Below are 12,789 nucleotides of genomic sequence, written 5' to 3' on the forward strand. Positions count from 1 at the left end.
GCTTAAGGATAGTACAAAAATAACTTATAAAAGCCGTCAATCATTAAATTTTAGTTTCTTAGGTGTTGAATGCCCGAGTAAACTCTCACCCTTAGTTATTTTTGGAATTGGCGAATATGGCGCAGAATAAAATTCTTCACGGCTTTCATGCTGTTGGTTCACGGTTACGTCGGTTTCCTGATTCGGTGCTCGAGGTCTATGTCAATAGCGAGCGCAGCGATCCACGGATGAAAGACTTGCTTAAAGCGGTCAAAATGCAAGATGTGAAGCTGATACCGGTGGATGGTGCACGTTTAGATGGCATCGCTGGGCATGTACGACATCAAGGTGTCGCCGCGTTGATTGATACTGAAAAAAGCTATCTATCCATTGAAGATGTGCTCGATGATTTGGATGAGCCACCATTTTTGCTGATTTTAGACGGTATTACCGATCCGCATAATTTGGGCGCTTGCTTGCGTGTTGCGGATGCAATGGGGGTACACGCGGTGATTGCGCCGAAGGATAAATGCGTGGGGATCACCGCGACAGTCTCAAAAGTAGCGTGTGGTGCCGCAGAGGTTGTGCCGTACGTGATGGTGACTAACTTGGCACGTACGATTCGTGATTTGAAAGAGCGTGGCATTTGGGTGATTGGTACGGCGGCAGATGGCCAATCTGATTTGTTCCATTACGAACAAACAGGTCCGATTGCTTGGGTATTAGGTAATGAAGGCGAGGGAATGCGCCGCTTGACCCGTGAGCTGTGTGATAGCTTGGTGTCGATTCCAATGTATGGTTCGGTAGAAAGTTTGAATGTGTCAGTTGCTGCTGGCGTGGTCTTGTCAGAAAGCCGCCGCCAACGTGTGATGAAAAAATAGTTGTTGAGTGGGTATTGAGCTGTAGCTAAATTTTATATGGCTTTGGGTTTAATACCCCTATATTTTAAAGCTGCACAGCAGCGTCGCGATTTCATGCGCTGGTGATTGCTTGCTTGGTGCTTGGCGGCTAAGCAGTGAAGGTTGTTGCGGATGATAGGGTGTGAATGCGTGTTCGGGATATTCAGCTAAGAAACGTTGCGCGCTGCTGGCTAGCGATTGAGTGAGTAACTGCTGTTGTGCCATGAAGCTAGACAGCTGGTTGACTAGGTCTGGGTGATTGATTTGAAAACTTGGATTGGGGGACTGTAGATTTTCCCAAAGCGGCAGCCAAGCTTGGCTGTGACTACCAACTAATGTGTTCCATATTTGATGCAAAAAACCAGCCGAGCCGTATTCGCCAGCATGAAGCCAACCGCTGGGGATGGGGGCTAAGGCGTCTAGAATCGGCGAAACCGCGGCAAGATGTTCCTGCGTTCCACCTGCGGACAGCATAAAACCTTGCAGTGTTGCGAGCGATGATGGGATCACAAAAACATCAACGATAGTATTGGCGGTGCGAACTGGGTGAAAAAAATCGGCTTGGAAAATCAGCTGTGGCAGGTCCGGGCTCGTATTGCCCATTTGCGGAGTGCATAAACTGTATTGCAAAGCGGGTGCGTTGAGTGCCAAACGAGCCGCAATTGTAGGTAATAAATAACTAGGCGCTGTGAGTTGGTATTTCATAGCGATCCTTAGAGTCTGTTGACGTTGGGTTACTCATCGCTTAGAGCGTCTGATCTGCAGGTTTTGGCGTTTTGCGCTGACACTGAGTCTACACAGCACTGGTTGAGGGGGATTGAATGATGCGGTTCATTCCTTAGCTCTAGCCAAAATTCGCATCTATTTGACTGATCAAGCAAACATCCACAGATTCTTGATTGGCCTTCCTGCATGCTAGCCGCAAGAAGACCGAATCAATTATTCGCCTTGGCAATTATTGAGTAGTTTTTTCAAGCTATCGCCATCAATGATTTCAATCAAGCGATTTTGAACTTTAATAAACCCTTGATCTTGAAATTTAGACAGCGTTCGACTTACGGTTTCTAGTTTTAAGCCTAAATAGCTACCAATTTCTTCGCGCGTCATCCGCAAATGAAAACTGCTGGAAGAATAACCACGGATCGAAAAACGTTGTGATAAATTCAATAAAAAGGCTGCTAGACGCTCTTCTGCTTTCATATTCCCGAGCAATAACATCACACCATGATCGCGTACAATTTCACGGCTCATCACTTTATAGAGGTGACGCTGCAAAATCGGTACATCGCCAGCAAGTTCTTCGATTTCACCAAATGGTAATTCGCACACTTCACTGTCTTCTAGTGCAATCGCATCGCAGGTATGAAAGTCAGAGCTAATCGCATCCATGCCCATCAATTCACCCGACATATGAAAGCCAGTGACTTGCTCGCGGCCATCTTCAGAAATAACGCTGGCTTTAAAAAAACCAACCCGAATCGCAAATAGAGACTTGAATGGTTCGCCAGCGCGATATAGCGCTTCGCCGCGCTTGACGGGCCTAGCTTGGGTAATAATGGTATCGAGCTCTTGCATTTCGTCAGGCGTGAGCCCGATAGGAAGGCAGAGTTCGCGCAGGCTGCAATTAGTGCAAGATTGGCGCAAATGGCGAGGGGTCAATTCGCGTATTTGGATGTTTTGAATCATAAAAGGCTCGATGTACGCAGGATGATATTTACATATGCTGTTTTAATGGAAAAACAGCTATCTATAAAGAGGTGCTTAGTATTTTATCTGATCTAGATCAACTTTAGTTAGAGTACTACAACATATGCTGCGCCCAAAGTGATGAATGTGGAAAAAAAATGCACTCGCAAAAAATAAGCTTTATGCAGCCCGCGATTGATTTTGATCGTGAATTAATCGTGCGATACGACGGTAAAGGGCCAAGATATACGTCTTACCCAACGGCAGATCGTTTTGTGACCGGCTTAAGTCAGGCTTCGCATGTAGAAAGTTTGATGCGGCGCACGCCGGGTGCTTTGGCGATGCCGTTGTCCTTGTATTTTCATTTACCATTTTGTAATACCGTATGTTACTACTGTGGATGTAACAAAATCATTACAAAAGATCAGACTAAAGCTGATCAATATCTGGATTATCTCACGCAAGAAGTGCAGATGTATGGTGTCTTAATGCCGAACCGTCCGGCAGTCAGTCAATTGCATTTAGGTGGAGGCACGCCAACGTTTTTGTCGCATGACCAGTTACAGCGGCTGATGGATGTCGTGAATGCGCATTTTACCCTGCAAAAAAATGGTGAATATTCGATCGAAATTGATCCGCGCAAAGTGGGTGAGGACACCATCAAGCATTTGGCAGGGCTGGGTTTTAATCGAATGAGCGTCGGGATTCAGGATTTCAATCCTGAAGTGCAAATTGCAGTTAATCGGGTGCAAAGCGAAGCGGAAACCCGTACTGTGATTGAAGCCGCTCGGATGTATGGTTTTCGCTCGGTCAGCGTGGATTTAATTTATGGCTTGCCAAAACAAAGTGCGGCGAGTATCGCCGAAACGATTGAACGAGTTTTGCTGCTCAAACCGGATCGAATTGCTTTGTATAACTACGCGCATTTGCCTGAGCGGTTTATGCCGCAACGTCGAATTAATGCCGATGAATTGCCTTCCGCCGAAGTGAAACTCGATATATTACAAAATTCAATCGAACAACTGACGCAAGCGGGCTATGTGCTGATTGGAATGGATCATTTTGCCTTGCCGAACGATGATTTGGCGGTGGCGCAGCGGCGTGGTCGTTTACAGCGCAATTTTCAAGGTTATTCAACCCATGCGGACTGTGATTTGCTGGCGTTTGGTGTTTCTTCAATTGGTAAAGTGGGGGCAAGCTATTTTCAGAATGTGAAAACTTTGGATGAATACTACGCCAAGTTGGATCAGCAACTGTTTCCTGTGGAGCGGGGGCTGACGATGAATCGCGATGATGTGATTCGTCGTGCTGCGATTCAGGCTTTGATGTGTCAGTTTCAATTGTTTTATCAGCCTTTTGAGGCGGGCTATATGATCGACTTTGCCGAGTATTTCGCTGAAGAATTGCGCTTGCTGCAACCTTTGGTGGTCGATGGCTTGGTCGAGTTGGAGTCGGATGGGATTTTTGTTACGCCGAAAGGGCGCATGCTTATCCGTTCCATCGCGATGGTTTTTGATGCCTATTTACGGACAAAAGCCACCAAGGCAAGGTATTCTCAGCTGATTTGATGGTGGCGGCGAGTTTTTGATGCTGGAATTAGATTTTGTGGCTTTATTTTTAGCCGGGCTGCTGGGAGGAGGGCATTGCGCTGGTATGTGTGGGGGCGTTGTGGCTGCCTTTAGCTCACAGTTGCCTGCAGGCCCTAAATTACCGTATCACCTTGGCTTTAATTTAGGCCGTTTACTAGGGTATGCCCTGATAGGCGCTATTTTAGGTGGTTTGGCAGGCATTACTGCCCTCTCTCAGTTGCAATCGCTAAAGTCGGTGTTGTTTGTGTTGGCGAATGTATTACTGATTGCGCTGGGTTTATACATCGCGGGCTGGTCGCGTTGGTTGGTGCGGATTGAACGAATTGGCCAACCCGTATGGCAACGAATTCAACCCTTGCTGCGGCGTTTGCTGCCGATTCGTTCGGTATGGCATACGCCGATGATTGGGTTTTTGTGGGGCTGGATTCCTTGCGGTTTGGTCTATACCGCAAGTTTAGCCGCTTTATCAACCGGCTCAGCGAGCAAGGGAGTAGGGGTGATGCTGGCGTTTGGTATCGGTACATTACCGAATTTATTGCTGATCGGTCTGTTTGCCAGTCGTTTGACGCAGGCGCTAAATTACCCTGGGGTGAAACCGAGTTTTGGTTTAATGATTATGGCGATCGGTTTGTATCGCTTGGTGGGTATATCTTGGTAATTTAAATAAGTCAATGCTTTGAAATGTATGCCCTTTAACAAAAAATAGAGCGCAATGCGCTCTATTTTTGTTGCGGATTCTATTTTTTGGTTTTGACGGGGTCGGGTAGTAAAATGGTGGGTTTAGAGTTGGGCTCGATTTTGGGATAGTCACGGCTATAATGCAGCCCACGGCTTTCCTTGCGAGCTAGCGCACAACGCACGATGAGTTCTGCCGTGGTGACTAAATTGCGCAGCTCGATTAAATCGTTGGAAACGCGGAAGTTACGGTAAAACTCATGAATTTCGCTTTTGAGCAGCTCAATCCGATGTTGTGCGCGTTCTAAGCGTTTGTTGGTGCGAACGATGCCGACGTAGTCCCACATAAAACGCCGTAATTCGTCCCAGTTATGTGAAATGACGACTTCTTCGTCGGGATCGGTAACACGGCTTTCATCCCATTCTGGCACGCTAGGTAGTGAAATCGGCGTTTGCTGCAAGATATCTTCAGCCGCAGCTTTGCCCAGCACCATGCATTCTAATAATGAGTTGGATGCCAAGCGATTGGCACCATGCAAGCCTGTGCAGGCTACTTCACCCACGCCATACAAACCTTCAACATCGGTGCGCCCTGCTAAATTAGTCACTAAGCCACCGCAAGTGTAGTGCGCCGCGGGCACGACGGGGATCGGCTCTTTGGTAATATCGATTCCAAGTTCTAGGCAGCGTTGATAGATGTTTGGGAAGTGCTCTTTCACAAAAGCGCTGGATTTGTAGGAAATATCCAGATAAACACAATCAAAACCGCCACGTTTCATTTCAAAGTCAATTGCACGGGCAACGATGTCGCGTGGCGCTAATTCCGCACGTTCGTCATGATTGGGCATAAAACGCGTGCCATCGGGTAGGCGCAAAATACCACCTTCGCCGCGCACCGCTTCGGTAATCAAAAACGATTTGGCATGTGGGTGATAGAGGCAAGTCGGATGAAATTGGATGAACTCCATATTGGAAACGCGACAACCCGCGCGCCAGCCCATCGCAATGCCGTCACCCGTCGCCACATCGGGATTAGTGGTGTAGAGATAAACTTTGCCCGCACCGCCCGTGGCAAGTACGGTAAATGGCGCCAGTATCGTTTCAACTTGGTCTTCGTCTTTATTGTATACATAGGCACCAACGCAGCGATTATTGTTGGCTTTGTCAGTAATGAGGTCGACCGCGATGTGTTCTTCGAGCACGGTAATATTCGGATGAGCCGCTACTTTGATCGCCAAGGTATCAATCACGGCTGCGCCAGTGGCATCGGCCGCATGAATGATACGTCGATGACTATGTCCGCCTTCTCGGGTCAGGTGATAGCCGTGATAACTGGTTTCACCAGCATCATCTTTAGTGAAGGGCACGCCCATTTTAATCAGCCAATCGATGGCATCTTTGGAGTTTTCGACAATAAAACGCGTGGCGTCTAAGTCGCACAGCCCAGCGCCTGCGACTTGCGTATCTTTAATGTGCAATTCAATGCTGTCGGAGTCATCAAGCACGGCCGCAATGCCGCCTTGTGCCCAGCCGCTACCGCCGTCGCGTAATGCTCGCTTGGTGATAAGACCTACTTTGAGTTTTTCTGCCAACTGTAGGGCAATCGTCATCCCGCCGAGCCCACTGCCAAGAATCAGTACGTCAAATTTACGCATGGTTGTGTTTTTCAAAAAAATGAATCGACAAATCTTAACAGAGCCGGGCGCGGCTTGCTTGTCGAGAAGCGCTTGATCTTGTATTTATCAATATTCACCCAATATGCACGATTAGGTTGAAAAATAGATTGAGGGGTTGATACTCTTGCTTAAAATAAGTGAGCGCGATTTAGATCAAGAATTGGTCTTGCGGGCGCAGAACGGCGATCAGCGTGCTTTTGAGTTGTTGGTCGTTAAGTATGAGCGACGAATTGCGCGACTATTATCGCGGATGATTCGTGATCAATCAGAGATTGAGGATGTGTCACAAGAGGCATTTATTAAAGCCTATCGTGCGCTGCCTAGTTTTCGTGGTGAAAGTGCGTTTTATACATGGCTGTATCGAATTGCGATTAATACCGCTAAAAATCACTTGTCTACGCTGGGTCGTCGCCCTGTCTTATCGACTGAATATGAGGATGAAGATGGCGATAGTGTCGATGCGGCCTCTTTAGTACCTGATTTTCATACGCCAGAAACTGAACTATCAAATAAACAGATTGTCTCTACTGTGAATGAGGCTGTAGATGCATTGCCTGAAGAGTTGCGCGAAGCGATTACGCTACGAGAAATGGACGGCATGAGCTACGACGAAATCGCTGCCGCGATGGATTGTCCAATTGGTACCGTACGTTCACGTATTTTTCGTGCCCGCGAAGCCATTGCGAATCGTCTGCGTCCTCTGCTTAAGGAAGTAGGTAAAGATAAGCGCTGGTAATCTAGCGTTAATCTATCGGTCGCAGCAATGAAACAAAAGGTTGCCCAAAATGAATGAAAATATCTCTGCACTGATTGATGGTGAAGTTGAGCCAAAACAGTTGGCTGCAATGGTGGATGAGCTGCTGGCGTCAGCAGAGCAACAGAATGATTGGTACACACTTCATGCTGCGCGGGATGCCATGCAGCAGTATCCGATTTCTGCCGATTTTATGACCAAGTTCTCTGCGCGTTTAGCGCAAGAACCGGTGATTATTGCGCCGAATCGAATTAGAAAATCGTCGTGGATGAAGCCGTTTTTAATTCCGGCGACGGCGGTTGCCTCGGTGATGTTTGTGGGGCTGGCTGTTTGGCAATTCTCAATGCCTGCTTCTGAAATGAGCGTTGGTACAATGGCCAAAGTCGAGAGCCCAGCTATTTCGTCGAGTGAAATTAGCCCTTACTTGCTTGCCCATCGTGATGACTTAGCCAATTCGATGGCGGCCGAGCAGTTTGCCATGGCGCATTTTGAAGCAGGAGAGCAGCGTTAATATGCAGCTTTATTTAATTCAGCGCTGGCTGATGTTGTTAGTTTTGGGAGTTTTGTTGTCCACTGCTGCGCATGCCGCTCCGTTGGAGCGGGCCGAAGCAGTACGTGTTTTGTCGCGAGCTGCTTCTGCGGCAGAAATGGTGAGCTACACCGGTAATTACGTCTATCAATATGGCGATAGCGTCGCAAACTATCAGATTACTCACTTAGTTGAAGATGGGCTTAGCGTCGAGCGCCGCGTCTTATTGGATGGAAAGCCAAAAGAATACTTAAGAAGTGGCGATAAAATCAGTATGTATCCTCCGCAAGAGCATGGTTTTGTTCTTGATCGTCGATATACGTCGAAATTATTTCCAAATCAACTACCGAATGATTTAGAGGCACTACTTCATTCTTATCATTTAAGTAAAATTGGTCGTGATCGGGTGGCGGGGCGTGATGCCATTATTTATCAGCTCGAGCCTGTTGACGCTTATCGTTATCCGCAGCGTTTATGGGTCGATGCTGAGAGTGGTTTGATTTTAAAATCATTAATGATGGGTTTGCGTCAGGAGGTGGTTCAGCAATTTAGTTTTGCGCAAGTCCAAGTGGGTGGCAAAATAGATCGCGAACTGCTCAAGCCTGCTAATCCGGTTCGTGAGGTCGTGGTCGTTGATGCAGAATTGATTGATTTGGCTAAACATCCACAGTTTGTGATTAAGCCAACTGTGCCTGGCTTTAAATTGGTCAAGCAAACCACGCGCAATTTACCCCACAAGCAAAGAGAAGTAACACATCATTTGTACAGTGATGGTGTAGTTACCTTATCGGTGTTTATCGAGCCAAAAAATCCGAAAATGCCTTTAGGCTTGGCGCATCAAGGCCCGGTGCATCTTTATGCGCGCCAAATGGGTAATCATTTGGTGAGTAGTTTGGGTGAGGTACCTGCTGCAACTGTTGAAAGTTTTGCTAACGCATATTCCTTGCGTTGAGTTAATTGAATTTGGAATAGAAGAGTAACAATGATACTGAGTGAAGCTCAAGTCGAGCGCTGTGAAGGTGAGTTCGCGTGGGTTAAGATTCGCCCACATAGTCCTTGTGGTCATTGCGATCCGAAAACAGGCTGTAAATCAGTCTCGATTACCCGACTATTTGGACAAGCTCAGCAAAGTTACCAAGTCAAAAATCCATTACAAGCTAAACCTAATGATTATGTCAAAGTCGCGGTTAACGAAACCGATCTGCTTGGGACTGCCGTTTGGGCTTATGGATTGCCGCTGATTTTGTTGATGCTCGGTGCGGTATTAGGCTCTGCGATTGCTCAACCGCCGCATCAAGAATTGTATGCTTTGCTAGGGGCGGTGCTTGGGTTTTCAATTAGTTTCATTGTGCTGCGATTTCGCAATGAGCAAGCCAAGCACTCCCAGCCCAGTATTGTGGAAATATTGCCCAATATCATACCGCTAAAAAAATGCGCTACGCATGAATCGAAGTGATGTGTTTGTAATCTATTGAATTGGAGGTACGAATGTTGAAGAAGTTGTTGATGACTTTAGGCTTTTTGGCAGGTTTAAACAGTATCGCCAGTGCAAGCCAACTACCTGATTTCACACAAATTGTCGAAAAAGAGGGGCGTGCGGTCGTTAATATTTCGACCACTTCAATGGTTAGTGAAGAAAATACTGGCATGAATGAAGATGCCTTGGAGATTTTTAGACGCTTTGGTTTTCCTACCCCGCCGCAACAAGGCCGAGGCCCAGCTCGTCAACATCAAGAGCGCTCGCTCGGTTCGGGTTTTATTATTGATGGCTCTGGTTATATTTTGACCAATGCGCATGTGGTTGCCAAAGCGGATGAAATTACCGTGAAGTTGATGGATAAGCGCAGCTTCAAGGCAAAAGTTGTTGGATCGGATGCCCGTACCGATGTGGCTTTGCTCAAAATTGAATCAGCAGGTTTGCCTAAGGTGACTTTAGGGGACTCTAATAAATTAAGGCAAGGTGAATGGGTGGTGGCGATTGGTCAGCCGTTTGGTTTGGATAATACGGTGACTGCGGGTATCGTCTCAGCCAAGGGGCGTAATTTACCTGACGAGAATTTTGTCCCATTTATTCAGACGGATGTAGCGATTAATCCCGGTAGTTCAGGTGGCCCGCTGTTTAATATGGCAGGTGAAGTCGTTGGGATTAACTCGCAAATTTATAGCCGATCTGGTGGCTATATGGGCCTGTCGTTTTCAATACCCATCGATGTGGCGATGAAAGTGGTAGACGACTTAAAGAAAACAGGCAAAGTCACTCGTGGACGCTTGGGGGTATCAATTCAAGATTTGAACGAGGAGCTTGCGAAAGGCTTTGGTCTGCAAAAACCAGACGGCGTCTTGTTTACGCTGATTGAGAAGGATGGTCCAGCGGATAAAGCGGGTCTGAAAGCCGGCGATATTCTGACAAAGTTTAATGGTCAGGTAGTGGAGTCAGCCAGTGAGTTACCACGGCTAGTTAGCGCGATTAAGCCGGGCACAAAAGTGGTGGTGCAAATTTGGCGTGACAAAGCGGCACGCGAGGTTTCTGTCGTTGTTGGTGAATTAGATCAAGCAGATAAAGTCAGTGCGCAGCGTGAATACCGCGGGAAAGACAAAGTGGATGAATCACTTAATTTTGGCTTGGAGGTGCAAGAACTCAATCCTGCGCAGTTAAAACGACTTTCGCTGTCTTTTGGATTGCTGGTGCGTAATTCAACAGGGGCTTCGGCTGCTGCAGGTATTCAGTCTGGCGACGTGATCGTGGGCATTGCAGGGCAGGAGTTAACTAGTTTTGCACAATTGAAAAAAACACTGCAGGCATTAAAGCCAAATGACACTATTCCACTGCGCATTATTCGGAATGGAGCTCCAGGTTTTGTTGTATTGAAGGCACCCGCCAAGTGAAATTGAAACTGTATGGTAGAGCCTACTGCGGCTTGTGCTCGGTAATGCGTGAGCAGTTATTGGCACAAGCTGCGGGTCGTTTTGAGTTGGAGTGGATTGATATCGAAGATATCGATGATTTGGAGGCGTTGTATGGCGAATTGGTGCCTGTTTTGACTGATGAGAATGGGGATGAAATTTGCCACTATCATTTGGATCAACAAGCTTTGGATGTCAGCTTGGCAAAAATCAGTTAAAATAAGCAGTTATCGCTAGTATGGGCACGCGTGGCGTGCCCTTTTCATATTTGCAAATTGTGTACAGCCTTCTGGCTGCGGGACTCATGGATCACATTCGTAACTTCTCAATTATCGCGCATATCGACCACGGTAAAAGTACTCTGGCCGATCGTTTTATTCAATTCTGTGGCGGCTTGGAAATGCGCGAAATGAGCGCGCAAGTGCTTGATTCAATGGATATTGAAAAAGAGCGTGGCATTACGATTAAGGCGCAAACTGCAGCTTTAAAATACAAAGCCCGTGATGGCAAAATTTATAATCTCAATTTGATTGACACCCCCGGCCATGTTGACTTTAGCTATGAAGTGAGTCGTTCTTTGGCTGCGTGTGAAGGTGCGCTGCTGGTTGTCGATGCTTCGCAAGGTGTTGAGGCGCAAACAGTTGCCAATTGCTACACCGCGCTTGAATTAGGTGTTGAAGTCCGCACAGTTTTAAACAAAATTGATTTGCCCGCAGCCGATCCAGATCGGGTTGCGCAAGAAGTTGAAGATATTATTGGCATCGAGGCCAGCAATGCAGTTCATGCCTCGGCTAAGTCAGGTATTGGTATTGAAGACATATTGGAAGAGGTTGTTAATAAGATACCCCCTCCTGAAGGTAATCCAGATGGCCCGTTAAAAGCGCTAATTATCGACTCTTGGTTTGATAATTACGTTGGCGTTATTATGCTGGTGCGTGTCGTTGATGGTGAAATTCGTCCTAAAGATAAAGTTCTATTCATGTCGACTAAAGCGCAGCATTTATGCGAGCAAGTTGGCGTGTTTACACCAAAATCTGTACAACGTGAGTCTTTACGCGCTGGTGAAGTGGGCTTTGTGATTGCTGGTATCAAAGAAATTGCGAGTGCGAAAGTCGGCGATACGATCACTACGGTGAAAAACCCTGCAGCAGAGGCTTTGCCTGGTTTTAAAGATGTGAAATCTCAGGTGTTTGCTGGTTTGTATCCAGTAGAAAGCCATGATTACGAGAAATTACGCGATAGTCTAGAAAAACTCCAACTAAACGATGCCTCCTTGCATTTTGAGCCTGAAGTCTCGCAAGCCTTGGGTTTTGGCTTTCGCTGTGGTTTCTTGGGGTTATTGCATTTAGAAATCGTCCAAGAGCGTTTGGAACGTGAATTTGACATGGATTTGATTACCACGGCACCAAGTGTGGTGTTTGAATTGGTACTTAAAGGCGGCGAAGTCGTACAAATTGAAAATCCATCCAAATTGCCGGATCCATCCAAGTACGACGAAGTGCGTGAGCCAATTATTACGGCGACGATTTTGGTGCCGCAAGATTATGTCGGCCCAGTTATGACGCTGTGTAATCAAAAGCGTGGTATCCAGGTGAATATGCAATATATGGGTCGCCAAGTCATGCTGACCTATGAATTGCCAATGGCCGAAGTAGTGATGGATTTCTTTGATAAATTAAAATCAGTGAGCCGTGGTTATGCTTCATTGGATTATGATTTTAAAGAATTCCGCACTGGTGATTTGGTCAAGCTCGATGTGCTAGTCAATAGTGAGCGTGTTGACGCATTAAGTTTGATCGTCCATCGGAGTTCTAGCCAATATCGGGGTCGTGAATTAGTGGCGAAAATGCGCGAGCTGATCCCACGCCAGATGTTTGATATTGCAATTCAGGCCGCAATTGGTAGTCATATTATTGCACGTGAAACGGTGAAAGCAGTTCGTAAAGATGTTTTGGCAAAATGTTACGGTGGTGATGTTTCTCGTAAACGTAAATTGTTGGATAAACAAAAAGCCGGTAAGAAGCGCATGAAGCAAGTGGGGAATGTTGAAATTCCACAAGAGGCGTTTTTGGCAATTTTGCAAGTGAGCGATAAGTAA

13 protein-coding genes are annotated in these 12,789 nt (G+C 46.7%); 10 read left to right on the forward strand and 3 right to left on the reverse strand.

Annotated features, from left to right (window positions below):
- Window positions 1–116: 116 nt before the first annotated feature.
- Window positions 117–860 (forward strand): 23S rRNA (guanosine(2251)-2'-O)-methyltransferase RlmB, encoded by a 744-nt coding sequence (gene rlmB / locus GM173_RS02355; RefSeq protein ID WP_203569718.1) that lies wholly within the window; start codon window positions 117–119, stop codon window positions 858–860.
- Between the two features lie 57 nt (window positions 861–917).
- Here rlmB and GM173_RS02360 read toward each other — a convergent pair whose 3' ends face one another.
- Together GM173_RS02360 and fnr are read right to left on the reverse strand one after the other, a co-directional pair.
- Window positions 918–1,583, reverse strand: a complete 666-nt coding sequence (locus GM173_RS02360; protein WP_203569719.1) for a hypothetical protein — start codon at window positions 1,581–1,583, stop codon at window positions 918–920.
- Window positions 1,584–1,817: 234 nt separating this feature from the next.
- Window positions 1,818–2,564 (reverse strand): fumarate/nitrate reduction transcriptional regulator Fnr, encoded by a 747-nt coding sequence (fnr, locus tag GM173_RS02365; RefSeq protein ID WP_203569720.1) that lies wholly within the window; start codon window positions 2,562–2,564, stop codon window positions 1,818–1,820.
- 158 nt (window positions 2,565–2,722) lie between these two features.
- Between fnr and hemN the strand changes: the two genes are divergently transcribed.
- Together hemN and GM173_RS02375 are read left to right on the forward strand one after the other, a co-directional pair.
- Window positions 2,723–4,132, forward strand: a complete 1,410-nt coding sequence (gene hemN, locus GM173_RS02370; protein ID WP_203569721.1) for an oxygen-independent coproporphyrinogen III oxidase — start codon at window positions 2,723–2,725, stop codon at window positions 4,130–4,132.
- 19 nt (window positions 4,133–4,151) lie between these two features.
- Window positions 4,152–4,811, forward strand: a complete 660-nt coding sequence (locus tag GM173_RS02375; protein ID WP_203569722.1) for a sulfite exporter TauE/SafE family protein — start codon at window positions 4,152–4,154, stop codon at window positions 4,809–4,811.
- Window positions 4,812–4,890: 79 nt separating this feature from the next.
- Here GM173_RS02375 and nadB read toward each other — a convergent pair whose 3' ends face one another.
- Window positions 4,891–6,483: an L-aspartate oxidase gene (gene nadB, locus GM173_RS02380; RefSeq protein WP_203569723.1), complete on the reverse strand. Its 1,593-nt coding sequence runs from the start codon at window positions 6,481–6,483 to the stop codon at window positions 4,891–4,893.
- 154 nt (window positions 6,484–6,637) lie between these two features.
- Between nadB and rpoE the strand changes: the two genes are divergently transcribed.
- The 7 genes from rpoE to lepA all read left to right on the forward strand — a co-directional run bounded on the left by rpoE (window position 6,638) and on the right by lepA (window position 12,789).
- A complete protein-coding gene (rpoE, locus tag GM173_RS02385) occupies window positions 6,638–7,240 on the forward strand; it encodes an RNA polymerase sigma factor RpoE (protein WP_203570346.1) in 603 nt (200 codons plus the stop codon).
- 49 nt (window positions 7,241–7,289) lie between these two features.
- A complete protein-coding gene (locus GM173_RS02390; RefSeq protein ID WP_203569724.1) occupies window positions 7,290–7,769 on the forward strand; it encodes a sigma-E factor negative regulatory protein in 480 nt (159 codons plus the stop codon).
- Between the two features lies 1 nt (window position 7,770).
- Window positions 7,771–8,739 (forward strand): MucB/RseB C-terminal domain-containing protein, encoded by a 969-nt coding sequence (locus GM173_RS02395; protein WP_203569725.1) that lies wholly within the window; start codon window positions 7,771–7,773, stop codon window positions 8,737–8,739.
- A 30-nt stretch (window positions 8,740–8,769) separates the two neighbouring features.
- Window positions 8,770–9,243, forward strand: coding sequence for a SoxR reducing system RseC family protein (locus tag GM173_RS02400; protein WP_203569726.1), 474 nt, complete (start codon window positions 8,770–8,772; stop codon window positions 9,241–9,243).
- 32 nt (window positions 9,244–9,275) lie between these two features.
- On the forward strand, window positions 9,276–10,673 hold the full coding sequence (locus GM173_RS02405; RefSeq protein WP_203569727.1) for a DegQ family serine endoprotease: 1,398 nt from the start codon (window positions 9,276–9,278) through the stop codon (window positions 10,671–10,673).
- Window positions 10,670–10,909 (forward strand): glutaredoxin family protein, encoded by a 240-nt coding sequence (locus GM173_RS02410; protein WP_203569728.1) that lies wholly within the window; start codon window positions 10,670–10,672, stop codon window positions 10,907–10,909. The genes GM173_RS02405 and GM173_RS02410 overlap by 4 nt, the downstream gene beginning before the upstream one ends.
- An 86-nt stretch (window positions 10,910–10,995) precedes the next feature.
- Window positions 10,996–12,789: a translation elongation factor 4 gene (lepA, locus tag GM173_RS02415; protein WP_203569729.1), complete on the forward strand. Its 1,794-nt coding sequence runs from the start codon at window positions 10,996–10,998 to the stop codon at window positions 12,787–12,789.

Origin of the sequence: Deefgea chitinilytica (genome assembly GCF_016881405.1) — a bacterium.
GTDB classification, from domain to species: Bacteria; Pseudomonadota; Gammaproteobacteria; order Burkholderiales; family Chitinibacteraceae; genus Deefgea; species Deefgea chitinilytica.

Coding starts and splice junctions, on each gene's coding strand:
- rlmB (WP_203569718.1), top strand. CDS start 117: ATGGCGCAGAATAAAATTCTTCACGGCTTTCATGCTGTTGGTTCACGG.
- GM173_RS02360 (WP_203569719.1), bottom strand. CDS start 1,583: ATGAAATACCAACTCACAGCGCCTAGTTATTTATTACCTACAATTGCG.
- fnr (WP_203569720.1), bottom strand. CDS start 2,564: ATGATTCAAAACATCCAAATACGCGAATTGACCCCTCGCCATTTGCGC.
- hemN (WP_203569721.1), top strand. CDS start 2,723: ATGCACTCGCAAAAAATAAGCTTTATGCAGCCCGCGATTGATTTTGAT.
- GM173_RS02375 (WP_203569722.1), top strand. CDS start 4,152: ATGCTGGAATTAGATTTTGTGGCTTTATTTTTAGCCGGGCTGCTGGGA.
- nadB (WP_203569723.1), bottom strand. CDS start 6,483: ATGCGTAAATTTGACGTACTGATTCTTGGCAGTGGGCTCGGCGGGATG.
- GM173_RS02390 (WP_203569724.1), top strand. CDS start 7,290: ATGAATGAAAATATCTCTGCACTGATTGATGGTGAAGTTGAGCCAAAA.
- GM173_RS02395 (WP_203569725.1), top strand. CDS start 7,771: ATGCAGCTTTATTTAATTCAGCGCTGGCTGATGTTGTTAGTTTTGGGA.
- GM173_RS02400 (WP_203569726.1), top strand. CDS start 8,770: ATGATACTGAGTGAAGCTCAAGTCGAGCGCTGTGAAGGTGAGTTCGCG.
- GM173_RS02405 (WP_203569727.1), top strand. CDS start 9,276: ATGTTGAAGAAGTTGTTGATGACTTTAGGCTTTTTGGCAGGTTTAAAC.
- lepA (WP_203569729.1), top strand. CDS start 10,996: ATGGATCACATTCGTAACTTCTCAATTATCGCGCATATCGACCACGGT.